Source organism: Pseudomonas parafulva NBRC 16636 = DSM 17004 (genome assembly GCF_000730645.1).
Classification (GTDB): domain Bacteria; phylum Pseudomonadota; class Gammaproteobacteria; order Pseudomonadales; family Pseudomonadaceae; genus Aquipseudomonas; species Aquipseudomonas parafulva.
Genome location: NZ_BBIU01000003.1, coordinates 12378 through 36446, shown reverse-complemented (window position 1 = coordinate 36446; position 24069 = coordinate 12378). Strand labels below are relative to the sequence as shown.

Here is a 24069-nt window from a genome sequence, read left to right as displayed (position 1 = left end):
AGCCCCAGTTGTATCACCCGTGCGGACACAGGCATGACCGAAGAAGCCGAGCGCTGGAAAGAAAAATACCTCAAGAGCATCGAGCAGCAGGAGAAGCTCGAGCGGCGTTGGGAGGCTCGCCTCGACTTGCTGCGCCGTGGCCTGGTGCGCAGTACCCTGGCCGCTGAAGGCAGCGACAAGATCGTGGACCAGTGCATGAAGGAAATGCGCGAGGTGATCCGTGGCGACAATATGGACGCCGGGCTGGCCGGGCTCATTCCGCGGCTGGAGAAGGCGGTGCTGGACTCTGAGCAGCGCCGCGAAACACGCATGAACCAAGTGGGTGATGCACTGACCTCGCTGGTAGGGCAACTGCAAGGCCTGCCCCTTTCCAGCGATGTGTCCCGGCCGTTGAAAAAGCTGGCTAAGCGTCTGGAAGCAGGGGTGAGCCAATCGCGTGACCTGCCGCCGCTGTTGGGCGAGTTGAGCGGCTTGCAGGAGCGTGCGCTTTCAGCGTTGGGCAAGTCGGCTGGTGAGCCGCGTGGGGGGTTCCTGCAGCGCCTGTTCAAGGGCCGTGATGACGAGGTGCCTGTGGCCCCGGTGCCTGAGGCTGATCCAGCCCCAGCCCCAGCCCCAGCCCCAGCACCCGCACCGGAAGCGCCAGCATCACCAGCGCCGCTCATCGAGCCGCCATCGGCGCTTGCCCAGGCCCCGGCGCCGCACAGCATCGATGCATTCGATGCACCGCATGCCCCTGAGGTCGATACTGCTGCCCAGCCCGCAGTCCAACCTGCCAACGACCCGTTGCCAGAACGTCCCGTAGCCGCCACCCCACCGCCAACCGCTCCAACGCCTGAGCCCCACCCGCTGGAAAGCGGAGAATCCGCCGATGAGGCCTACGCCCTGCCCTACGCGGTAGAACCGCCCTACAGCCAAGTGGCCGCGCACATCGAGCAGACCCTGATCGGCCTGCTGGATGACCTCAGCCTGCCGGAGCGACACAAGGCTCAGGCGCAGGCTATGCGCGACCGGGTAGCGCGCGGGCTTAACTGGTACGAGCTGATACCGGTGCTCGATGACCTTGCCGTTCTGTTGCTGGCCATCACCGACAGCGGCCAGCACGAATTTGAAACCTACCTGCAACTGCTCAACGAACGCCTGGAAGGTTTTCACGACTATTTGCACCAGGCCAGCGCCGGCCATGCCGACAACAGCAGCGCAGCGCAGGAGCTGGATAACCAGTTGCGTGAGCATGTGGGCGGCCTGCAGAGCGATGTTCAGTGTGCCGCCGATGTGGTGAGCCTCAAGCAGGCACTGGACAGCCGGCTCGAAAGCCTGCTGGTCACCATGGATCAGCACAAGCATGAACGCGACCGCCGCGAGCAGGAGCTGGCGGGCCGCCTGCACGGGTTGTCCGAGCGGGTGGCCAGCATGGAGCAGGAAGCCCTTGGCTATCGCGAGCACCTGGAAGAACAGCGCCAGAAGGCCCTGCTGGACCCGCTGACCGGCCTGCCCAACCGCGCCGCGTGGAGCGAGCAGCTCGATGCCGAAGTGCAGGCGTGGCAGGCGCACGGTGGTCACCTGGCCATGGCCATTCTCGACCTGGATCATTTCAAGCGGATCAACGACAGCTATGGGCACCTGGCCGGTGACAAGGTGTTGAAGATCGTTGCCGATCAATTGCGCAAGCGCTTGCGCGGCCGGCATTTCATTGCCCGCTTCGGCGGCGAGGAGTTTGTCCTGCTGCTGCCGCAGACCACACCCGCGCAGGCACTGGAGGTCACCGAGGCCATGCGCGCGGCCGTGCAGGCCTGCCCGTTCCATTTCAAGGGGGAGCGGGTGGTCATTACCACCTCCATCGGCCTGAGTGCGTTCCGGGCCGGCGAGCACGGCGACCAAGTGCTCAAGCGTGCCGATGCAGCGCTCTACCGGGCCAAGGAACAGGGGCGAAACCGCATCGAGCAAGGCTGATCAGCGGCTCCTAGACCCGCGAGCGCGCGGTCATGGAGCACGTTATACTGTAGCGCTCATTTGCTGAGGCCATCGATGTGCTTTCCACGCTGAAAACAACGCTGATCACTTTGTTGCTGTTCACCCTGGCCGGATGCTCGACGGGCCTGCGTATCGACCGCAGCCACCCCTCAGCCAACCAGGACAACCGTATCCAGTTCGTGGTGCTGCATTACACCAATGCATCGCTGGAGCGCTCATTGGCGTTGCTCACCCATGGCGAGGTCAGCAGCCACTACCTGATCGGCGACGGGCCAGGTACGGTTTATGAACTGGTAGACGAAAACCGCCGCGCCTGGCACGCAGGCGACAGCCAGTGGCAGGGCCGTACCTGGCTGAACTCATCCTCGATCGGGATCGAAATCGTCAACCCGGGCTTCACCGACACGCCCGCAGGCCGGGTGTGGCACCCTTACAGCGAAGCGCAGATCCAGTCACTGATCGCGCTGTTGAAGGACATCGTCAAGCGCAACAACATCGAGCCAAGGCACATCATCGGCCATAGCGACATCGCCCCGTTGCGTAAGCTCGACCCAGGCCCGATGTTCCCGTGGAAGCGCCTGGCCGACGAGGGCCTGGGCATTTGGCCCGATGCAAACGCGGTGGCACGCCAGCAAGCCTATTTCGACGTCAACCCGCCTGGTGTCGGCTGGTACCAGCAGGAACTGGCGCGCTTTGGTTACGCCATCGAGCAGACAGGCGTGTTGGATGTGGCCACCCGGCATGTGCTTGCGGCCTTCCAGATGCGGTTCCGGCCGCAGCGCTTCGACGGCCTGCCGGACGCCCAGACGGCGGCGATATTGCAGGTGTTGAACCGTACCCGCTAAGGCCCACTGCCCAGGCGGCCAGGCCGTGCTCGAGCGAAGCGCCAAACGGCAAAGGTAAATCCTGATCCAGTTGCTATACCTTGGTAATCAACTGGATGCCTTCGATGCCGGACACCACCGCTACGCTGCGCCAAATTTTCAACCATCCCTGGATGCTGGCCACATTGGCAGCGTTGGCCAGTGCTGCCCTGCTGCTTACCGCCAGCATCGGTGTTGCCTTGCAACAGATGAAGCAGAGCGAAACCGAGCAGATGAACGCCCAGGGCGAGCGCTTTCTCGAACGCCTGGAGCAGGTGTTCGGCCAGTTGCGTGAAGGCGTCGATTTACTACAGGCGCAACCCGTGCGCGGCTGCAGCCCAGCCATGCTGGCTGCCCTGCAACGGGTTGGCCTGAGTTCACGGTTCATCTACGAAGCGGCTTACGTGGACGGCAATTCGGCCTGCTCCAACCGGGGAGACGAGCGTGCATTCGTACCGCTGCGTGCGCCGGACATCAAGGGCCCGGTCTACAGCTACTGGCTTAATACAACCACCGAGCCTGACGAAAACCTGGCGGCGTTGATGCTTGGCCGTGGCAGGTTTCTGGTGTCCACCTCGCGGGGGCACCTGACCGATGTGGTGGACTTGCCCCCGGGGGGCAGCCTGCTGGTGGTGCTGGACAACGGTGCGCGGGCGATACCCGTGCTTGGCCCGGCCCAGGTATGGCCGCCGCCGTCGGTGTGGTCCAGCAGCCACAAGACGCTGCTGGAGTTCAGCGATCGTCTGATCTATCGCATGCCGACCAAGTCGCCCGATTATCAGCTTGTACTGATCGCCCCACGCGCCAGCCTGCCGCTGAGAATGAACGGCACCTTGTGGTTGCTGTTCCCGGGCAGTGTGCTGGGGGCCTGTTGCATTGGCTGGCTGGTGCTGCAGCTGATACAGCAACGCCGTTCGATGAGCTCGGAGCTGCAACATGCCCTGCGCCGTGGCCAGTTGCAGGTGCTGTACCAGCCTATCTTCCAGCTCGACACCCGGCGCTGTGTGGGGGCCGAGGCGTTGGTGCGCTGGCGCCGGCCTGATGGCACCCTTACCAGCCCTGACCTGTTCATACCGCTGGCCGAAAATACCGGCCAGATCCGCCAGATCACCGATTTCGTCTTGCAGCGCGTGCTGGAGCAACTGGGCGCGCTGCTGAGGTCGCACCCAAAGTTGTACATCTCGGTAAACCTGGCGGCGTGTGACGTCATGGTGCCGCGTATCGGCGAGGTGGCGGCGCGGCTGCTGGCGTTGCACCGGGTTAATGCGAGCCAGATCGCCTTCGAGGTCACCGAGCGCGGCCTGATCGACGTGGTAGTGGCACGCGACAACCTGCAGACGCTGCGTGCGGAGGGGCACCAGGTGCTGATCGACGACTTCGGCACTGGCTACTGCAGCCTGGCGTACCTTCAAACCCTGCCGGTTGATTGCCTGAAGATCGACAAGGCATTCATTGGTGCCCTCGGGCACGATGCCGCCAGCAGTGGGGTTGCGCCGCACATTATCCGCATGGCCCATGACCTTCACTTGCGAGTGATCGCCGAAGGTATCGAGCGCGAAGACCAGGCAGTGCTGCTGCTCAGTGAAGGGGTGAACTACGGCCAAGGCTGGTTGTTCGCCAAGGCCCTCACTGCCCGGCAGTTCGCCGAGCTGGTAACGCGGGGGAAGCTGCCGCATGGGCGGCAGCGTTAGCCCTGTGCATCACACCGGCAAGGCCATATAGAACTGCGTGCCCTGCCCCGGCCGGGAAAACACGCCCATGCGGCCCCCGTGCAATTGCACGATCTCCTTGCACAGCGCCAGGCCCAGGCCGGCGCCGCCTTTCTTGCGCCCCACCTGCACGAAGGGTTCGAAGATGCGGCCCTGCTGCCCGTAGGCGATGCCTTCGCCATTATCCTCGACACTGACGATGACCCGCTCGGCATGCCGGCGGGCGTGCAGGCGGATACGCCCGCCCTGCGGGGTATGGCGGATGGCGTTGTGCAGCAAGTTGTCCAGCACCCGGTCGAGTTGGGCGAGGTCGGCCTGTATACGCGGCAGCGGGGGCTCCAGGGCCAGCACCAGTTCGATGTCTTTCTGCCCCGCCTGGTCGGCGAAGCGCACCTGGGCACGCTCCAGCAGTTCGTCGACGGCGCAGGGCGCAAGCTCCAGCTTTTGCAAGCCGCTCTGGTAGCGGCTGAAGTTGAGCAGGTCGTTGATCAGCTGCGTCAGGCGCTGCATTTCTTCGCCGATGGTGTCCAGCAGGTCGTTCTCGCGAGCTTCGGGTGCAAACGACACCCGCTCGCGCAGCAGCCCGAAGGCCATGTGCATGCCGGTGACCGGGGTACGTAGCTCATGGGAGGCGCGCAGCACGAATTCGCTGCGCACCCGCTCGAAGGCGCGCTGCTCGGTAACATCGTGCAGCACCATCACCGCGCCCAGAATAGGCCCTTGCGGGTGGCTGACAGGGGTGAGGCTATAGGTGAGCAGGCGTGTCTCCTCGTCCACCTCCATGTTCAGGTCGTCGGGGGGCCGGTCCAGGCTGCCGCCGCGCAGTACCTGGCGCAACTGTTGCTCCAGCTCAGGGCGTTGCAGGGCTTCGGCCAGGCTGCTGCCGACCCGGCTGTCGGTCCAGCCCAGCTGGCGCTGGGCGACGGGGTTGAGGTGTTCCAGCAGGCCTTGCCGGTCGATGATCAGCAGCCCGTCGTCGATGCTGTCGAGCACGGCCTGCAGGCGTTGCTGGCCTGCCAGCAACTCGTCCACATTGGTCGCCTGGTGTTTGCGCAGGGCATCGGCCATCAGCCCGAACCGGCGGGTGAGCTGGTTGAGCTCGCTGGCCTGGGTTACCGGCAGCGTGACATCGAAGTTGCCTTTGCCCAGCTGGTCTGCCGCCTTGGCCAGGGCCTCGATGGGCTGGCCAAAGCGCCGGGCAATGTTGTGCGCGGTGATGAAGCCCAGCACCAGCACCACCAGGCCCATCAGGCCGAGGGTGCCACTGACCAGGAGCGCCCGGTCACGGGATTGCTCTTCACTGCGGCTGATGTATTGCAAGGCCTGCTTGTGGGCGTCGATGAGGTCGGTGCGGACCTGATTGAAAGCAGCGCCCAACGGTTGGTCCACGCCCATGCTGCGCGAAGGCGTAGCGCTCTCGCGGTAGGCCTTGAGGAAGTCCTGATAATGCGCGCTGGCTTTGATGAAGCCTTCGCGCTCGCTGCCCTGGGCTACCCCTTGGCCGAGTAGCTGCTGGAAGTCCTCCTGCAGCACCTGAAGGTTCTCAGTGGCAGGCGTTTCATCGAGGATCTGAATCAACTGGTTACCCAGGTTCTGGCGCAGCTTGAGGCCTACCTCCAGCGAGTGGGTAGTGTCGCGCACCAGTTGCTGTTGCACCGAGGCCATCTGCAGCACACTGACCAGCCCCAGCAACAACCCAAGCAACGCCACGGTGACCAGCGCCGATATGCTGAGGAACAGCCGCGTGCGCAGCTTCATGGTTGGCCATTTCACAGGTTGTACTGCTTGCGCTTGCGGTACAGGGTCGATGCATCGATGCCCAGGGTCTTGGCTGCCTGGTCGAGGGTATCGCTGGCCGCCAGCACGGCGCCGATGTGGGCGCGCTCAAGCTCGTCCAGGCTCAGGGCGGCCCCTACCCGCGGTGCATTGCCCGCAGGTTGCTCGCCCATGCCCAGGTGGCTGATTTCAACTTTTTCCTGTGGGCAGATGATGCTCGCCCGCTCCACCACGTTGCGCAATTCACGGATGTTGCCTGGCCAACGGTAATTCAGCAGGGCCGCCCGTGCTTCGTCACTGAAGCCGCGGCCTGGGCGCGAATACTCCTTCACGAAGCGGGCCAGGAACCGATCTGCCAGGGTCAGGATGTCTTCGCTGCGCTCGCGCAGCGGCGGCAGGTGCAGGGTGATTACGTTGAGGCGGTACAGCAGGTCTTCTCGGAAACGCCCGTCCCGCACCATTTCTTCAAGGTTGAGGTTGGTGGCGGCGAGGATGCGCACGTCGGCGCGGCGGGTAACCGGGTCACCGACGCGTTCGTATTCCTTGTCCTGGATAAAGCGCAACAGCTTGGGTTGCAGGGTCAGCGGGAAGTCACCGATTTCGTCGAGGAACAGGGTGCCACCGTCCGCCTGGCTGACCCGGCCCAGGGTGCTTTCGCTGGCACCGGTGAACGCACCGCGGGTATGGCCGAACAACTCGCTTTCCATCAGTTCGGCGTTCAGCGATGGGCAGTTGATGGTGACGCAGGCCTTGCGGGCACGTTTGCTCCAGCCGTGGATGGCGCGGGCCAGCTCGCCTTTACCGGTACCCGATTCACCGAGGATCAGGATGTTGGCGTCGGTGGTGGCCACCTGCCGGGCAGTTTCGAGTACCACCATCATGGCCGGGCTGTGCGAGTCCAGGCCGTCCTTGGGCTTGCGCACCTCGCCTTCCAGGGCTTCCAGACGTGCCGAGAGTTGTCGCACCTCCAATTGCTTGGCGGTGGCCAGGCGCAATTGGTCCGGGCTGCAGGGTTTGACCAGGTAGTCGGCAGCGCCGGCCTGGATCGCATCCACTGCCGTGTCGATGGCGGAGTGTGCGGTCACGATGACCACGCGCATCCACGGGGCCTGGATGCGCATCTGTGCCAGCACGTCCAGGCCATTGTCTTCACCCAGGCGCAAGTCGAGGAAGCACAGGTCGAACACCTGGCGTTGCAACAGGGTATCTGCCTGGGATGCGCTGTTGGCGGTGGCCACACTGTAGCCCTCGTCCTCCAGGCAATAACGGAACGTGCGCAGGATCGCGGACTCGTCATCCACCAGCAGAATCCGGCCTTGTTTGTCCTGGGCTGATTCCATTACCTGCGCTCCTTAGGGAAATATCTTTGTTTAGTGTGGGAAAAATCGGGCAAGTTGCATGGTCAATTCTGAAGGATTCTGCCCTTTGCATGCTAGCAAATGGCCGAATGATGCCTGAAAGCCGCAATCTGCCGGTGATTTGCTTAGAGGCAGCGCTTGGCACATTGGTTGCGATGAATTACAGATTTTGCCTACAAAAAGGGAGAAAGCCATGCCATTTCCTTTCCGCGCCTTGGCGTTGGGTGTCAGCTTGCTGGCAATTGCGCACCCTGCAGCTGCTGACGCCGTGCACGATGCCCGCCTGCAGGGGGCGTTGCAAACTGCACTGTCGCTTAACCCGGTGCTGAACCCGTATCGCATCAAGGTGGACGTGGACGGTGCTCAGGCACAGCTGTCGGGTGAGGTGGAAAATGATGTCGAGCGTCGGTTGGCCGAGGACGTCGCCTTGGCCACCTCCGGCATCGACAAGGTGCAGAACCAGTTGCAGGTGAACGCGAGCCTGGTCGAACGCCCGCTTGAGCTGCGTGCCTACGCCCGGCGCGTGGAGGATGCCACCTTGGCAGCTGTGATCAGGGCGCGCTTATCCTGGAGCCGCGTCACCGAAAAAGCGCCTATCGAGGTGAACAGCGACAACGGCGTGGTAACGCTGCGTGGCAGGGTGGACAGCGCGGAGGCCAAGGAGCTGGCGGGGGTGGTGGCGCGCACCACCGACGGCGTCTACCTGGTCAACAACCTGGTCAGCCTGGACACTGCAGCCATGGCCAAGGCCAAGAACGCACCGGTAGGCCTGCCCAGCGGGCCGCAACCCAGTGATGGCTGGATCGTCGACAAGATCCAGAGCAGTTACCGCTTCAGCCGCAACCTGGATGGCCTCAACCTCAAGGTTGTGAGCGAGGAAGGGATGGTGCGCTTGGCGGGTGAGGTGGTCAGCCCTGAGCAAAAAACCATCGCCTCCGAGATCGCCCGGCAGATCATCGGCGTGCGTGGCGTGGATGCAGACATGCTCAAGGTGGCGACGAAGGTGGAAGGCTGATCGTGCATTTCGCACGGAGGTAAATCGGGCATCGTGCAGGATACGTCCCAGGGTTGATTGGTTCAATATTTTAAGTTGTTGATTTATAAGGGATTTCTGATGATTTAAAAGCTGGCACGCAGGCTGCAATTACTTGTTCAGGTCTGGACAAAAATTACAGCAGGAGAGCCAGCATGAGCCGCCAACCCGTCAACCACTCGCAAGTCGCTGCACTGCCTCTGCGCCAAATCTTGTCGCTGGGGGTTGCGGTGGTGCTGACTTTGGCAGCCGGCCTCTTCTACTACAGCGTTCAAACAGCCCGCCTTGCGGATCAGGTGGCGGCGCAAACCGCCTTGCTGTCCCAGATCCAGTCGACGCGGGCCAGTAACCTGGTAAAGGCAGCGGAACAGCTGCCTTCGCAAGGCAAAGCCGCTTCACCGGCCACCGTTGAACACGTCGTACCTCAGGATCGTTGGGTGTTCTGACCCACACTGCCGTCAAAAAGAAAGGAGAATCACCATGCTGAGCTGGGCTATCACTTTCCTCATCATCGCTATCGTCGCTGCAGTTCTGGGCTTTGGTGGCATCGCGGGCGCTGCTACAGGGATTGCCAAGATCCTGTTCATCGTCTTCCTGGTTCTGTTCGTCGCTTCCTTCTTCTTCGGACGTGGTCGACGGTAATGGGCAGCCTGTTGCGTAACGTTCTGGCTGGCGCTCTGCTGTTGAGCGCCACTGGCGCGGCGGTGGCGGCCAATGATGGCCAACTGCGTGTGAACCAGCTGCTGGGGACCGACGCCAAGTACCGGGAAGCCTGGCACGACGCGATCAAGGGCAAGGAAAACCTGCCGGAATGGGTAATCAACCTGTCGGGCAGCTCGTCTCAGCAGATGTCGGCGTTAACCGAAGATGGCGACAAATACCTGGTCGGCCCGCTGTGCGAGTCGGATAACAACTGCACGTACAAGCGCCTGGTCGTGGCGGTGAGCTGGGACAAGGATGATGCCTACGGCATGTTGGTGGAAGTGCCTGAGGGCCTGCCAAGCTACAAGTCGCCGACCCGTCATGCGAAGTACACCTGGTTCGGCAAGCCGGATGACGGCATGAAGGCGTTGCTGCAGGACCAGCTCAAGCGTGACCCGAACTGGTATTGAGTGTTTGCTGACGGTACGGGTAGAACGCCCTGCACTGTCACGAAATGGAAGCTGAACGGCCCTATAGTGTCAGCCTTCCATGATGCGCCGCTCCGAGGAGGAGCAGCACATGACCATGGGGCCGGGCTGTTCTGGCTGTTGCAGGGCCGGAGCGGCCTAGGGGTACAGGGAGTGCCTCCACTCAGTGGGCCGGGTCAGGAAAAGGCGGAATCGGAAGCGTCAGGCTGGGTGCCATGGAAAGGCTCATGGCAGGCCTGGCTTCCGAGGAGCCCGTCGCGATGGGCTTGCACGTTTATTGTTTGAAGACACATTTTGTCTCAACCGTACATCAGTTTTTTTTTGCTCTGCCCTTCATTCATTCGGGTGGCATTTTTGCCATTCGGATTGTCGAACAAGCTGAATCTTCCTACCTTCCGCTACTGTCATTTCTGCCTTGATTTGGCGCTATGGCCTTGTTCGGTATCCCGAACGCGGACCATCCAGGCTCATTGCAGCGCTCAATAACGCTGAAATCCTTATGCGTTATCGGTATGGGCTATGCATTTCAGGCATTAGATTTCCCCTTTTGCCATCGCAATAGTTGCCGCCTTTTTCGCCGGCCAGGGCGCCCTCACGCCCGCCTGCGCTGTCCTTACAACACGTTGCCTTGCGGAAGGCGTTACCGCCGGAATTTGCCGATGGCAGGGTCTGCGGGTTTCCGTGAGGTGGCATGACCACTAGAACAAAGGGTAAAGACATGAAGAAGGCAAAACTGAGCCTCGCCTGGCAGATCGTCATCGGTCTGCTGCTGGGCGTTGCAGTCGGTGCGCTACTGAATCACTTCAGTGCGGAAAAGGCATGGTGGATCAGCAACGTCCTCCAGCCAGCTGGTGACATCTTCATTCGCCTGATCAAGATGATCGTCGTCCCGATCGTGATTTCGTCGTTGATCGTGGGTATCGCCGGGGTTGGCGATGCGAAAAAGCTGGGCAGTATCGGCCTCAAGACCATTCTGTATTTCGAAGTCGTCACCACCATTGCCATCGTGGTGGGCCTGGTGCTGGCCAACCTGTTCCACCCAGGTGCCGGTATCGACATGAGTACCTTGGGGACCGTGGACATCTCCAAGTACCAGGCAACCGCGGCTGAGGTGCAGCATGAGCATGCCTTCATCGAAACGCTGCTCAACCTGATCCCGTCGAACATCTTTGCAGCGCTGATGCGTGGCGAAATGCTGCCGATCATCTTCTTCTCGGTGATGTTCGGCCTGGGCCTCTCCAGCCTGCAGGCAGAGCTGCGCGACCCGTTGGTACGCACCTTCCAGGCCGTTTCGGAAACCATGTTCAAGGTCACTCACATGATCATGAACTACGCTCCGATCGGCGTGTTTGCCCTGATCGCCGTGACCGTGGCCAACTTCGGTTTCAGCTCGCTGCTGCCGCTGGCCAAGCTGGTGCTGCTGGTGTACTTCGCCATCGCCTTCTTCGCCTTCATGGTGCTGGGCCTGGTGGCGCGGCTGTTTGGTTTCTCGGTGATCAAGATCATGCGCATCATGAAAGATGAGCTGATCCTGGCCTACTCCACCTCCAGCTCGGAAACCGTGCTGCCGCGGGTGATCGAGAAGATGGAGAAGTACGGCGCCCCGAAGTCGATCTGCTCGTTCGTGGTGCCAACCGGCTATTCCTTCAACCTCGATGGCTCGACCCTGTACCAGAGCATTGCGGCCATCTTCATCGCCCAGCTGTACGGTATCGACCTGTCGTGGAGCCAGCAACTGCTGCTGGTGCTGACCCTGATGGTGACCTCCAAGGGTATCGCGGGCGTGCCGGGCGTGTCGTTCGTGGTGCTGCTGGCGACCCTGGGCAGCGTGGGCATCCCGCTGGAAGGCCTGGCCTTCATTGCCGGTGTCGACCGCATCATGGACATGGCCCGTACTGCGCTGAACGTGATCGGCAACGCCCTGGCGGCGCTGGTGATCTCCCGTTGGGAAGGCATGTACGATGCGGCCAAGGGCGAGCAGTACTACGCCTCGCTGGTTGCTGAAAAGCGGCAGGCTGCGGTGGTTGGCGAGCCCGTCAAGCGCTGAGCGTGATGGTTGCTTGAACAGAAGCCCCGACTTGTCGGGGCTTTTTGCTGTCTGTAAGGGCTGTAGGGTGCAGTTGGCCCTATGGCCGGCAAGCCGGCCCTACCAGGGGTGAAGCCGGTAGGGGCAACTTCCGCTATCATTCGGGCATTTTTCAGGGGGTACACGCGGATGCTCAACGGCCTTTGGCTCGGCTTTTTCCTGGTGGCAGCAGTGTCTGCCATGGCCCAATGGCTGGTAGGTGGCAACGCTGGCATCTTCGCGGCGATGGTCGAGAGTATCTTCGCCATGGCCAAACTGTCGGTCGAGGTGATGGTGTTGCTGTTCGGCACCCTCACCCTGTGGCTGGGCTTTCTGAAAATTGCCGAGCAGGCCGGTATCGTCGAGTGGCTGGCCAAGGTGCTGGGCCCGCTGTTCGCCCGGCTGATGCCTGAGGTACCCCCTGGGCACCCGGCGCTGGGGTTGATCACCATGAACTTCGCCGCCAACGGCCTGGGCCTGGACAACGCTGCCACACCCATCGGCCTGAAGGCAATGCGGGCCCTGCAAGCGCTGAATCCCAGCAGCACTACCGCGAGCAATGCACAGATTCTGTTCCTGGTACTGAACGCCTCTTCGCTCACCCTGTTGCCCGTGACCATCTTCATGTACCGGGCCCAGCAAGGGGCACCTGACCCCACCATGGTGTTCCTGCCCATTCTGCTGGCCACCAGCGTCTCGACCCTGGTGGGCCTGTTGTCCGTGGCGGTGATGCAGCGCCTGCGATTGTGGGACCCGGTGGTGCTGGCCTATCTGATCCCCGGTGCCTTGCTGCTGTGCGGTTTCATGGCGTTTCTGGGCACCCTGTCGGCGGCTGCGCTGGCCAGCCTGTCTTCCATACTGGGCAACCTCACCCTGTTCGGGGTCATCATGCTGTTTCTGGTCATCGGTGCGCTGAAGCGGGTGAAGGTGTACGAAGCCTTCGTCGAGGGCGCCAAGGAAGGCTTCGACGTGGCCAGGAACCTGCTGCCTTATCTGGTGGCAATGCTGGTGGCGGTTGGCGTGCTGCGCGCCTCAGGCGCCCTGGAGATCGCCCTGGACGGTATCCGCCACCTGGTGACTTGGCTGGGCCTGGATACGCGATTCGTCGATGGCTTGCCCACCGCGCTGGTCAAACCGTTCTCGGGGAGCGCGGCGCGGGCCATGCTGATCGAGACCATGCAGGCGCAGGGCGTGGACAGTTTCCCGGCGCTGGTGGCCGCGACCATTCAGGGCAGTACCGAAACCACCTTCTACGTACTGGCGGTGTACTTTGGCGCGGTGGGTATCCAGCGCGTCCGGCATGCGGTCGGTTGCGCGTTGCTGGCTGAGTTCTCCGGCGTGGTGGCGGCGATCTTCGTCTGCTACTGGTTCTTCGCCTGAACCCAGGCCCCGGCCTGGGTGATGGTCCAACCCACCACTTGCCCGGTCAGCTGGTCGCTGGCCTGGCCGAAGCCGGCTACAACGGCTGGCAATTGCGTGTCAGCCAGCGGCTGGTGCACCTCAAACCGCTTGCTGGCAAGGATGCGCTGGGTGCGCCCTTGCACCAGGCGCGCGTCATAGCGAACCACCACTTCCACGGCCCCGCCCGGGCGGTATTCGGTCTGGAAGGCCAGCAATTCACCCACCAGCTCGAAGTCGCCCTGCAGGTTGCTGTCGTCAGCGCTCAGGCGCTGCACGCGGCCGTCCCGCTGGAAGCCATCGAGCAGGCGGTTGCGTACCAGAATGGGGGAGGCATCAGCCCAACGTGCCCCTTTGTAGCTGCTGATTACATTCCCGTGGGGGACGACGGCAATTCGTGGCCCGGCGAGCGCCTCGCTGGCCAGGGGCTTGTTCAGGCGCAGTGACCACTCCACCGCTGGCACCGCCCGGCTTGGCTGGTCGACTGGCAGGCGGTAGAGGTCGACAGGCTCGCTTTGCGGCAGGATCGAGCAGGCGCTGGCCAGGCTCATCGCCACGGCCGCGCCCAGCAGGCGCATTGTGGCGCTCATGGCTGAAACTCCTTGTGGTTGTCGCGGCCCAGCAGGTAGCCGCTGGGGTCGGCTTCCAGCTGCCGGGAAATGCCCTTGAGCGCATTGAGCGTCTCACGCAGTTCACGAATGGCCGGCGTCAGCTGGTCGAGGCCTTGGGCGCCGTTGTCGAGCGCTTCGCGGTTGTCCTGCAGCAGGCGGTTGATGGTGGCCGTGCTCTGGGCCAGCGACTGCATGGCTTGCTCGGCGCTGCCGATGGCCTGGCGCCCTTCGCTGTTGAGCAGGCCATTGGCGTTACGCATAAGCACCTGGGTTTCGGCCAGGGTGGCGCTGGCCTGCTTGCCCGCCTGTACCAGCTGCTCGATGGCCTGTGTGATGCTGCCGTGCTGCCCGGCCAGTGCGCCTGTGGTCTTGTCGAGGTTGGCCAGGGTGTTGCCAAAATGGCCAATGTTGTCCTCGGAGAACATCTGGTTGGCATTGTGCAGCAGCAGGTTGATGTTGGTGACCAGGTCGCTACCGTCGGTGAGCAGCCGTGCAATGGGCGACGGCGAGGCGATGATCACCGGCAGCTTGCCGTCCCTTCCCTTCAGCTCCGGGCTCTGGGGCGTGCCACCGCTCAGCTGGATGAACGAGTTGCCGGTTACCCCGGCCAGGGTCAGCTTGGCCTGGGTGTCTTCCTTCACGGGGGTGTCGGCACTCAGGCGTACGCGCGCCAGGACCCTGCGAGGGTCTTTCGGGTCCAGGCGCAGGCTGGACACATCGCCCACCTTGATGCCGTTGTACTGCACGGCGCTGCCCCGGGACAGCCCGGACACGGCTTCGTTGAACACGACCTCGTAGTCCTTGAAAGCATCGTCCACGCTGGATTTGGCCAGCCACAGGCCGAACAGCATGGCGCCGGCCACCACCAGGACGGTGACCAGGCCGATGAGAACGTGATGGGCTCGGGTTTCCATTGCTCAGTGCTCCTGCCCGGTACGGGGGGCGGCCTGCTCGGCTGCGCGCCCGCGGGGGCCATGAAAGTACGCTTGGATCCAGCTGTCGGGGTGTTGCGCAACCTCTGCCAGTGGGCCCGCCACCAGCACCTTCTTCTGTGACAACACCGCGATGCGGTCAGTAATGGTGTAGAGGGTGTCCAGGTCGTGGGTAATCAGAAACACCGAAAGGCCCAGCGCGTCACGCAGGGTCAGGATGAGTTGGTCGAAGGCAGCTGCACCGATCGGGTCCAGGCCTGCAGTGGGTTCGTCAAGAAACAGGATGTCAGGGTCCAGCGCCAGGGCACGGGCCAGCGCCGCCCGCTTGATCATCCCCCCAGACAGCGATACCGGGTACTTGTCGGCGGCCGAGATCGGCAGCCCGGCCAGGGCCAGCTTGACCCCGGCCAGGTGTTCGGCGTCGGTACGGGACAGGCCGGCGTGCTCGATCAGCGGCAATGCCACGTTCTCGGTCAAGGTCAGCGAAGAGAACAGCGCGCCTTTCTGGAACAGCACGCCAAAACGCCTTTCAACGGCCGAGCGCTGTTCTTCACCCAGGCTGGCGAGGTCCTGGCCAAACACCCTTACCTGCCCTGCGTCGGGGCGGCGCAGGCCGACGATACTGCGCAGCAGCACCGACTTGCCGCTGCCCGAGCCACCGACCACCCCCAGGATTTCACCCCGATAGAGGTCGAGATCAAGGTTTTCGTGCACCACCTGTTGCCCGAAACGGTTGCAGATACCCCGGGCCTGGATGACGGTGTTGTCTGTGCTCACCAGCCCATCTCCATGAAATACAATGCTGCAACGGCATCCAGTACGATCACCACGAAAATCGACTGCACCACCGCTGAAGTGGTGTGCGCGCCTACCGATTCCGCACTGCCGCTGACCTTGAAGCCTTCCAGGCAGCCGATGGCAGCAATCAGGAACGCGAAGAACGGTGCCTTCACCAAGCCCACCAGCAGGTGCTGCACGCCAATGTCGGTTTGCAGCAGCGACAGGAACATGGCCGGCGGAATATCCAGGGACAAGGCGCACACCACGGCGCCACCGACCATGCCGCACAGCATGGCGACGAAGGTTAGCAGGGGTAATGAGATCAGCAGCGCCAGCACCCTGGGCAGTACCAGCAATTCGATGGGGTTGAGCCCCAGGGTGCGGATGGCGTCGATTTCCTCGTTGGCTTTCATCGAGCCGATTTGCGCTGTGAAGGCGCTGGCAGTGCGGCCGGCCATCAGGATGGCGGTAAGCAGCACGGCAAACTCGCGCAGGAATGAAAAGGCCACCAGGTCGACGGTGAAAATAGTGGCGCCGAAGTCTGCCAATACCGTGGCCCCGAGGAAGGCCACCACCGCCCCCACCAGAAACGTGAGCAGGGCCACGATGGGGGCAGCGTCCAGGCCAGTCTGCTCGATGTGCGCAACGACGGGTGTCCAGCGCCAGCGGTGGGGCTGCAGGGCGCGGCGCATCAGGGTTTGCAGGATTACGCCGGCGAAGCCGAGCAATTGCAGGGTGTCCCGCCACAACGTGCCCACCGCACAGCCGATGCGTTCCAGCAGCATCAGCAGCGCATTGCGCTCGGGCTCCCTTACCGGGATGCAGTAGTTTTCGACCGAGGTGTAGACAGTGTTCAGCAGTGCGCGGTTTGCCTCCGGCAACTGAGCCGTACAGCGGGCCAGGCGTTGCGCCCCCAGCAGTTCGGCCAGCAGCGAGGCGCCGGCAGTGTCCAGGCGGCCCAGCTGGCTAAGGTCGGCGACGGCATCGTCGCCGTACTGGGTGCGCAAGCTCTGGCTCTGGCGCCTGAGGGTGGCATAGTGCGCCAGCGTCCAGTCACCGGCGATGCGCAGGCAGGCCGGGTGGCTGGATGTATCGAGGGTGGCGCTGGGGGGTGACAACGGCTCCATGCTACAGGCTCTGCGCTAGGGCTCAGCGGCTGATCATAGCGCATGTGGGCGCCGGATCACCCGCCATTGCCTCATCCAGCCTGCGCGTCGTCCACTACCTTGAAGCGCAACACCCCGATCACCTGACCATCCTCGGTCAGCACCCTCACCTGCCACCTGCCCACCGGGTTGGGCGGGAAGTTCTGCTTGTGCGTCCAGGCCCGATAGCCTTCCTTGCGCCCGCCATGGATGTCCAGGGCAATGCGGTCCACTTCCTGCCCGTCCTTTTGCCACACGTGATAAATGCGCTCGTTCAGGCCCCGGGGCGCGTTGATGGCGGTATAGGCGTACAACCCGCTGCTGCGGATACGGCTGGCGGCGATTTCATCCAGCGATTCGCCGGGCTGGCGGTTGATTACCTCCGTACTGACCGCAACCTCGGTCATCCACAGGGTGGCCGGGGGTACCCAGGAGCGCAGCAACCAGCCCACGCCGCCCACCACCAGGGTCATGGCGACCAGGGCAAGGCCTCGCCGCCAGCTGTTGATCGGGAAACTGCTGGCCAGGCTCGGGAACGAGAGCGCCATGGCAGCGATCAGCGCCAGCTTGAAGCTCTGCGCGGTGGTGAGGTGCATGATGATTGGCAGCGCGGTGAGCAGTGCCGCGAACAGGGTGAAGGTGTGCAGCGCCATGAACAGCCAGCGCCGGGGCGCGAGCCACCGGTAGTACAGCGGGTCGATGATGGAGATCAGCCCCGCTGCACCCAGCAGGCCGGTGAACACCAGCTGGCCGCTGTTCCAGGTGGTGGTGATGAAGAAGAACGGGAGGACGAAGAACAGCGATTCCTGGTGGATCATCTGCGTGGCGTAGCGCAGCAACGGCTGGGGTATTTCACGCTTGAAGGTACGGGCGAACAGGCCGGTCAGGGTGTTTTCCAGCATCAGCCACACCCAGCTGACCAGCAACAGCACCGCTACCCAGCTGGCCAGGCCCGCCTGCCGATCGACCAGGATGAAGCTGCCGATACCCGACAGAAAACCGCCCAGTGCAATGACGCCCGGGTAGCGTTTGAGCAGTTCGATGATGCGCTGGACGATCTGGGGTATTGGGGGCATTGAGGGCTACGACGCAAGAGTGAAGTGGCTGCACCAGGCCCATGACGCGCAAGCGACCGCAAGCCCGATACTGGCCAAAGAATACCGCCGATTCACCGCTGCCGTGTAGCACCACTGGGCTTGTGGGGCGCCTGCCGGCGCCAGCGCAGCAGGCCAGCCGCCAGTATCAACCCGAGCACCAGAAACACCAGGCCATACAGCTCGTCGTAGCCGAGCAGCGGTTTTTCGATGCGGATATACCCGTCGCCCTTGAGCAGCTGCCTGAGGGCCTGGTTGGCTTGCTCGAGCGTGACATGGCGCAACTGGCGGGTGGGGCTGGCGAAGCGGCCATCGGTGTAGTCGTTCAGCGCTCCCCAGTAATAATCGGCCAGCGCGCTGTTGCCCTGGGTACTCCAGCTTTCCCTGGCGATGCTGGCCTGCTTGATGCGGGCGAAGGTGTCTGCGTCCAGGCCGTCCTTGCGCAGGCGCTCGAACAGCGACTGCATCACATCAACGGCACGGCCGATGTCGTCACGCTCAAGGTCTGCATTGAGGCTGATCAGCCCGGTGTCGCCATAGCTTTCACGTTGTACCGAGGGGCCGTAGGACAGGCCGTTGCGCAAACGCAGTTGGTCGTACAACGCCCAGTCCAGGTAGCGCGACAGCAGGTCGAGGGTGGCTTGGTGATCGTTGTCCAGCACCGGCTCGATGAACAGCCAGTGGAGTTTGGCGCTATCACCCAGCCAGCCGTGCATCAGGTCACGGCGCTGGTCTGCCTTGTGGCTGATGGTTTCCAGGTCGCGGCGTTCTTCGGGCTCGGTAGCCGGCAGTTCACCGAAGGTGCGCTCCAGGTAGGCAGGCAGCAAGCGATCAAGGCCACCTACCATGATCAACGTCATGTTGTTGGCTGCGTACCAGCGCTCGCGCAGCCCTTGCACCTGTTCCAGGGTCATGTCATCCAGGTTGGAACGCTCCGGGCACTTCAGGCCCAGTTCGGTGGCCAGTTGCTGGCTGGCAGGGTGGCCGATGTCCTGGCGGTCCAGCCAGCGCTGCAGATGACCGTAGTGGCCACCGTCTTCGCGCTCGATGATGCGTTTGGCGGTAGCCAGTGCCTTGGCATCGATGTGCGTGTCTTGCAGGATCGCCAGCAACAGGTCCAGCACCTTGCGCTGGTTGCGCGCCGGGGCTTCGATCACGAAGGTAGTGTCGGCATTGCTGGTATAGGCATTCCACTCACCACCCAGCGCCTGCAGGCGCCGCTCCAGGCCACCCTCGCCTGCTTCGTCGACACCGCTGAACAGCAGGTGCTCAAGCAGGTGCGGCAGTTCTTTCTGCTCGCAGCCGAAGTCGTCCAGGCCTACGCCCACCACCAGGCGGATCGACACATGATCCCGTTCGTAGCCGTCTTTCAGAATGACCTGCAGGCCGTTGGGCAACAGATAACCTTCTACACGCGAACGGTCCAGGGCAAACGAAGGCAGGCTGCAGATCAGCAGGCAGATGAACATCAGGCAACGCATGGGCGAGCTAGGGTCCTCGGGTCGGCACAATCATGGCAGAGGGGCTTCGTCCGGCACGCTGTCGAGCATCAGCCCGCCCGTGTCCGAGCCGCCCAGTACCACATAGGCACTGCTACAGAACAAAGAGTTCAAACGCTTCATGTCCGCAATCAGTTCCAGGTGCAGTGAGCTGGTTTCGATACTTTGCACCACCTTGCGTTGCAGGCGGCTGACATGGGCGTGAGCCAGGCGACGTTCCTGAGCGCGAAAACGGCGCTTTTCCCGCAGCAGCAGGCGGGCGCTTTCGGGGTCTGCGCTGAGGAACACCGAGAGGCCCAGGCGCAGGTTGGCCAGCAGCTGTTCCTGCAGGCCGGTCAGCTCTTCCAGGCCTGTTTGCGAGAACGCGCGGCGCTGGCTGGTCTTTTGCTGCTGCACCTTGCGCAACATGCGCTCGACCAGGTCGCAGGCCAGTTTCAGGTTGATCGCCAGCTCGATGATCTCGGCCCAGCGGCGGTTGTCATGCTCGCTGAGGTCTTCGCGGGCCATCTGCGCCAGGTACAGCTTGATGGCGCTGTACAGGGCTTCTGCATCTTCGCCCAACGCCCGCACCTGTTGCGGCAAGGCCGCCTGGGTACCGCGCAGTGCACCCAGCATGGCTTCGAGCAGGTTATCGACGATATCGCCCAGGCGCAGGGTTTCGCGTGCGGCATTGGCCAAGGCCAGGCTAGGGGTTTCCAGCGCCGAGGCGTCGAGATGGCGTGGGCGTATCTGGCCATTGCTGGCTTCGCGTTCTGGCAACAAGCTGTTGCACACCCGGCCCATGGGCTTGACGGTAGGCAGCATGATCAAGCAGCGCAGGGTGTTGTAGAGCAGGTGGAAGCCGATGACCAGCTCCTGGGGGCTGAAGCTCAGCGAGTCCATCCACGTTACCAGCGGGTGCAGCACCGGGATGATCAGCACCAGGCCAATGAGTTTGTACAGCAGGCTGCCCAGTGCTACCCGGCGCCCGGCCGCGTTCTGCATGCTGGTGCTGATAAAGGCCAGCAGGCCGCTGCCGATGTTGGCCCCGACCACCAGGCCGATCGCCACCGGCAGGCTGATCACCTCGGCACCGGCCAGGGTGGCGGTGAGCAGCACCGCCGCCAGGCTGGAGTAGGAAACCATGGCAAACATGGCACCTACCAGGGCATCGAGCAGGATATCCCCGGTGAGCGAGGCGAACAGCACCTTCACCCCTTGGGCGTGGGTAATGGGCGCGGCGGCTTGCACGATCAGTTGCAGCGCAAGAATGATCAGGCCCAGGCCGATGCCCACCCGGCCAAGCTGGCCGGCGCGGGTCTGCTTGCGCGACAGGAAAAAGATCACGCCCAGGAAGATGAGCAGCGGCGACAGCCACGACAGGTCGAAGGTGAGCACCCGGGCCATCAGCGCCGTGCCCACGTCCGCCCCGAGCATGATCGCCAGTGCCGGGGTCATGGCCATCAGGCCTTGGCCCACGAACGAGGTCACCAGCATGGCAGTGGCGTTGCTGCTTTGCACCATGGCCGTCACCAGAATGCCGGCAATGAACGCCAGCGGGCGCTTGTCCATGTTCTGGCCGATGATGCGCCGCAAGTCGGAACCGAACACCCGAAGGATGCCGGTACGCACGATGTGCGTGCCCCACACCAGGAGTGTGACTGCCGAGAGCAGGTTGAGCAGGGTCAGCATGGCGGGAACCCCCTGTTGCACTGGCCAGTGGGCCAGAAGACGAAGCGCGGGCACGAAGAAATTTCCGTTGCCCACTCAAAGCTTTAGTTGTTTTGTGCAGCGATCGCCAGCTTCGCATGGCAGTCATCATTTTGAAACATTTATGCCACGGGGCGGGCTGCCCAAAAAAGAAAAGGGCCTGGAAAGGCCCTTTAGCGTTTGCAGCTTCCTGGATTTATTGACCCGGGATGTCCTTACGCAGTTTCACCGGGTCGTGATCCTTGCCGGCTTTGCGGGCAACGGCGGTGCGCATGCGGATGTTGATGGCTTCCACCGCCAGCGAGAACGCCATGGCGAAGTACACATAGCCCTTGGGTACATGCACGTCGAATGCCTCGGCGATCAGCACGGTGCCCACCACGATCAGGAACGACAGGGCGAGCATCTTCAACGAAGGGTGCTTGTCGATGAAGTCGCTGATGGCACCGGCGCAGGCCATCATCACCAGTACGGCGACCACGATGGCGGCGATCATGACCGGTACGTGCGAAACCATGCCCACTGCGGTGATGACCGAGTCCAGTGAGAAGACAATGTCGATGATCGCGATCTGGATGATGGTGTAGAAGAACTTGCCGCCCGAGCCCTTGGGCTCCTCGGCGTTTTCATCTTCGCCTTCCAGGCCGTGGTAGATCTCCTGGGAGCTTTTCCACAGCAGGAACAGGCCACCGAAGAACAGGATCAGGTCACGCCCGGAAATGCCCTGGCCCAGCACCACGAACAGGTCGTTGGTGAGGCGCATCACCCAGGTGATCGACAGCAGCAGCATGATGCGGGTGACCATGGCCAGGGCCAGGCCGAAGATCCGCGTGCGCGGCTGCATGTGCTTGGGCATGCGGCTGACCAGGATCGAGATCATGATGATGTTGTCGATCCCCAGCACGATTTCAAGTGCGGTCAGGGTGAAAAAGGCAACCCAGATTTCCGGGCTGGTCAGCCATTCCATGTGTTTTCCTTCAAGCGGTAAAGGCCGCACGCAGGCGTGCGGCAAGGGAGAATGCGAGTGTATTAAAGACTACTGAACAGCGGAAAGATGCCCATCAAGAGCGCGGCAAACATTATGCACAGGCATACCAGCACCGCCCACTTGAGCGTAAAGCGCTGATGGTCGCCGAACTCGATGCCGGCCAGGGCTACCAGCAGGTAGGTGGAGGGTACCAGTGGGCTGAGCAGGTGCACGGGCTGGCCGACGATTGACGCCCGGGCCATTTCGACCGGGGTGATGCCGTAATGGCTGGCGGCTTCGGCCAGCACGGGCAGCACGCCGTAGTAGAACGCATCGTTGGACATGAAGAAGGTGAACGGCATGCTGACGATGGCTGTGATGACCGCAAGGTAGGGGCCAAGCGCTTCGGGGATGACCGCCAGCAGGCTCTTGGACATGGCATCGACCATGCCGGTGCCCGACAGGATGCCGGTGAAAATGCCGGCTGCGAAGATCAGCCCGGTCACGGCCAGTACGCTGCCGGCGTGGGCGGCGATGCGGTCCTTCTGCTGCTGCAGGCACGGGTAGTTGACGATCATGGCGATGCTGAAGGCGATCATGAACAGCACGGGCAACGGCAGTACACCGGCAATCAGTGCCACCATCAGGGCGGCGGTCAGGGCGCCGTTGAAGTACAGCAGCTTGGGGCGCCGGGCCTCCGGGTACTGCGACACGCTGATTTCGCTGTGGTCGATATCGTCAGTGGGCAGGTGCAGCTCGCCCAGGCGAGCCCGCTCGCGTTTGCCGTAGAGGTAGGCGATACCCAGGATGGCCACCACACCAAACAACATGGCGGGGATCATCGGGACGAAGATGTCCGAAGGGTCGACGTGAAGCGCACTGGCTGCACGCGCAGTCGGCCCGCCCCATGGGGTCATGTTCATTACGCCGCCGGCCAGGATGGTCAGGCCGGCCATGATCCGCGGGCTCATGCCCAGGCGGCTGTACATGGGCAGCATGGCCGCGCAGCAGATCATGTAGGTGGTAGCGCCGTCACCGTCCAGCGAAACCACCAGGGCCAGCACGGCGGTACCCACCGACACTTTCAGCGGGTCGCCCTTGACCAGTTTGAGGATCTTGCGCACGGCCGGGTCGAACAGGCCGGAGTCGATCATCAGGGCGAAATACAAAATGGCGAACATCAGCATCACGCCGGTGGGCGCGAGTTTGCTGATGCCTTCCAGCATCATGGGGCCGATCTTGCTGGCAAAACCGCCGAACATGGCGAACAGGATGGGTACCAGAATCAGTGCGATCAAGGCCGAGAGGCGCTTGGTCATGATCAGGTACATGAAGGTGATGACCATGGCAAAGCCAAGGAAAGTCAGCATGGCAGTACTCCAGGCGAGGCGCGAAAGTTAGGGCGATTCGGGCGGGTCAGCGCGTCGGGCGCTGTGCATGGAGCTGCAGGATGTGGGCTACGACGAGTCGGGCACGGAAAGGCATCGGGGTCACCATTGTTGTTGTTGGATTGCGCCGGGCGCGGTATTCCGTGCCCTGGCTGACCGGTCTGTGCCGGCAATGGGGGCTATCCTAGGTGGGCAAGCTTTCAGCCAGCTTTCGCTGCAACAAAGTCGACAGGAGGTTATGCATGGGTGATATGACGGAAGGGGGCTGCCATTGCGGCGCCTTGCGCTACCGGCTGGAGGGCGATTTGTCAGATGTCGCCCACTGCCATTGCTCCATTTGCCGACGGGTCAGTGGCGGGCTGGTGGTGACCTGGGTCACGCTGCCCCGCTCAGGCTTCAGCTGGCTGCTGGGGGAGCCGAGCTGCTATGTGGCACCGGCCAGTTGCAGCCGCTATTTTTGCGGGCGCTGCGGCGCTCATCTGGCGCTGGTGACTTCGCACAGCCCTGACACGGTGGATGTAACGGTCGCGACGCTGGACCAGCCGGAACAGGTGCGGGCCAATCGGCATATCTGGGTGGGTAGCCGGGTGCCCTGGTTGCACCTGGATGAGCATTTGCCTGCGGAGTTTGGCGAAAAGTTATAGGGTTGTGTGGCCAGCAC

The 24069-nt window shown here is 62.8% G+C and carries 21 protein-coding genes; 10 read left to right on the top strand and 11 right to left on the bottom strand.

Going from position 1 to position 24069, the window contains the following annotated elements; translation table 11 throughout:
* Positions 1–33: 33 nt before the first annotated feature.
* The 3 genes from PPA02S_RS01640 to PPA02S_RS01630 all read left to right on the top strand — a co-directional run bounded on the left by PPA02S_RS01640 (position 34) and on the right by PPA02S_RS01630 (position 4525).
* Positions 34–1950, top strand: coding sequence for a GGDEF domain-containing protein (locus PPA02S_RS01640; RefSeq protein ID WP_028633117.1), 1917 nt, complete (start codon positions 34–36; stop codon positions 1948–1950).
* Positions 1951–2027: 77 nt separating this feature from the next.
* Entirely contained in the window at positions 2028–2816 is a 789-nt protein-coding gene (locus tag PPA02S_RS01635; protein ID WP_028633116.1) for an N-acetylmuramoyl-L-alanine amidase, read from the top strand.
* A gap of 104 nt (positions 2817–2920) precedes the next feature.
* Positions 2921–4525, top strand: a complete 1605-nt coding sequence (locus tag PPA02S_RS01630) for an EAL domain-containing protein (protein WP_028633115.1) — start codon at positions 2921–2923, stop codon at positions 4523–4525.
* Positions 4526–4534: 9 nt separating this feature from the next.
* On the opposite strand, the gene PPA02S_RS01625 is transcribed toward PPA02S_RS01630, so the two are convergent.
* On the bottom strand, positions 4535–6301 hold the full coding sequence (locus PPA02S_RS01625; RefSeq protein ID WP_033727984.1) for a KinB sensor domain-containing domain: 1767 nt from the start codon (positions 6299–6301) through the stop codon (positions 4535–4537).
* Between the two features lie 11 nt (positions 6302–6312).
* A complete protein-coding gene (algB, locus tag PPA02S_RS01620) occupies positions 6313–7659 on the bottom strand; it encodes a sigma-54-dependent response regulator transcription factor AlgB (protein ID WP_028633113.1) in 1347 nt (448 codons plus the stop codon).
* 211 nt (positions 7660–7870) lie between these two features.
* Between algB and PPA02S_RS01615 the strand changes: the two genes are divergently transcribed.
* The 6 genes from PPA02S_RS01615 (at position 7871) to PPA02S_RS01585 (ending at position 13285) form a co-directional block, all read left to right on the top strand.
* Positions 7871–8692 carry a BON domain-containing protein gene (locus PPA02S_RS01615; protein ID WP_028633112.1) on the top strand — a complete coding sequence of 274 codons (822 nt, stop codon included), beginning with the start codon at positions 7871–7873 and terminating at the stop codon, positions 8690–8692.
* Between the two features lie 173 nt (positions 8693–8865).
* Positions 8866–9156 carry a hypothetical protein gene (locus tag PPA02S_RS01610; RefSeq protein ID WP_028633111.1) on the top strand — a complete coding sequence of 97 codons (291 nt, stop codon included), beginning with the start codon at positions 8866–8868 and terminating at the stop codon, positions 9154–9156.
* Positions 9157–9190: 34 nt separating this feature from the next.
* Positions 9191–9352: a DUF1328 domain-containing protein gene (locus PPA02S_RS22415; protein ID WP_023532363.1), complete on the top strand. Its 162-nt coding sequence runs from the start codon at positions 9191–9193 to the stop codon at positions 9350–9352.
* A complete protein-coding gene (locus PPA02S_RS01600; RefSeq protein WP_028633110.1) occupies positions 9352–9822 on the top strand; it encodes an inhibitor of vertebrate lysozyme family protein in 471 nt (156 codons plus the stop codon). Before PPA02S_RS22415 ends, PPA02S_RS01600 begins: the two co-directional genes overlap by 1 nt.
* 736 nt (positions 9823–10558) lie before the next feature.
* The gene (gene gltP, locus PPA02S_RS01590) at positions 10559–11887 is read left to right on the top strand and encodes a glutamate/aspartate:proton symporter GltP (protein ID WP_028633108.1); all 1329 of its coding nucleotides are present in this window, start codon (positions 10559–10561) and stop codon (positions 11885–11887) included.
* Positions 11888–12055: 168 nt separating this feature from the next.
* Positions 12056–13285: a nucleoside recognition domain-containing protein gene (locus PPA02S_RS01585; protein ID WP_028633107.1), complete on the top strand. Its 1230-nt coding sequence runs from the start codon at positions 12056–12058 to the stop codon at positions 13283–13285.
* Here the strand turns inward: PPA02S_RS01585 and PPA02S_RS01580 are convergent.
* The 9 genes from PPA02S_RS01580 to PPA02S_RS01540 all read right to left on the bottom strand — a co-directional run bounded on the left by PPA02S_RS01580 (position 13267) and on the right by PPA02S_RS01540 (position 23390).
* A complete protein-coding gene (locus PPA02S_RS01580; protein ID WP_028633106.1) occupies positions 13267–13893 on the bottom strand; it encodes an ABC-type transport auxiliary lipoprotein family protein in 627 nt (208 codons plus the stop codon). The genes PPA02S_RS01585 and PPA02S_RS01580 overlap by 19 nt on opposite strands.
* The gene (locus tag PPA02S_RS01575; protein ID WP_028633105.1) at positions 13890–14828 is read right to left on the bottom strand and encodes an MlaD family protein; all 939 of its coding nucleotides are present in this window, start codon (positions 14826–14828) and stop codon (positions 13890–13892) included. The genes PPA02S_RS01580 and PPA02S_RS01575 overlap by 4 nt, the downstream gene beginning before the upstream one ends.
* Positions 14829–14831: 3 nt before the next feature.
* Positions 14832–15623, bottom strand: a complete 792-nt coding sequence (locus PPA02S_RS01570) for an ABC transporter ATP-binding protein (RefSeq protein ID WP_028633104.1) — start codon at positions 15621–15623, stop codon at positions 14832–14834.
* Positions 15620–16753: an ABC transporter permease gene (locus PPA02S_RS01565; RefSeq protein ID WP_028633103.1), complete on the bottom strand. Its 1134-nt coding sequence runs from the start codon at positions 16751–16753 to the stop codon at positions 15620–15622. The genes PPA02S_RS01570 and PPA02S_RS01565 overlap by 4 nt, the downstream gene beginning before the upstream one ends.
* 71 nt (positions 16754–16824) lie before the next feature.
* Positions 16825–17847 carry a DUF5924 family protein gene (locus PPA02S_RS01560; RefSeq protein WP_028633102.1) on the bottom strand — a complete coding sequence of 341 codons (1023 nt, stop codon included), beginning with the start codon at positions 17845–17847 and terminating at the stop codon, positions 16825–16827.
* Positions 17848–17939: 92 nt separating this feature from the next.
* Complete coding sequence (locus PPA02S_RS01555; protein ID WP_028633101.1) at positions 17940–19346, bottom strand: M16 family metallopeptidase; 1407 nt, start codon at positions 19344–19346, stop codon at positions 17940–17942.
* A 30-nt stretch (positions 19347–19376) separates the two neighbouring features.
* Positions 19377–21035 (bottom strand): Na/Pi cotransporter family protein, encoded by a 1659-nt coding sequence (locus PPA02S_RS01550; RefSeq protein ID WP_028633100.1) that lies wholly within the window; start codon positions 21033–21035, stop codon positions 19377–19379.
* 214 nt (positions 21036–21249) lie between these two features.
* Positions 21250–22020: a TerC family protein gene (locus PPA02S_RS01545; RefSeq protein WP_028633099.1), complete on the bottom strand. Its 771-nt coding sequence runs from the start codon at positions 22018–22020 to the stop codon at positions 21250–21252.
* Between the two features lie 62 nt (positions 22021–22082).
* Entirely contained in the window at positions 22083–23390 is a 1308-nt protein-coding gene (locus PPA02S_RS01540) for a CitMHS family transporter (protein ID WP_028633098.1), read from the bottom strand.
* Positions 23391–23650: 260 nt separating this feature from the next.
* Between PPA02S_RS01540 and PPA02S_RS01535 the strand changes: the two genes are divergently transcribed.
* Positions 23651–24052, top strand: coding sequence for a GFA family protein (locus PPA02S_RS01535; protein WP_028633097.1), 402 nt, complete (start codon positions 23651–23653; stop codon positions 24050–24052).
* Positions 24053–24069: the final 17 nt, after the last annotated feature.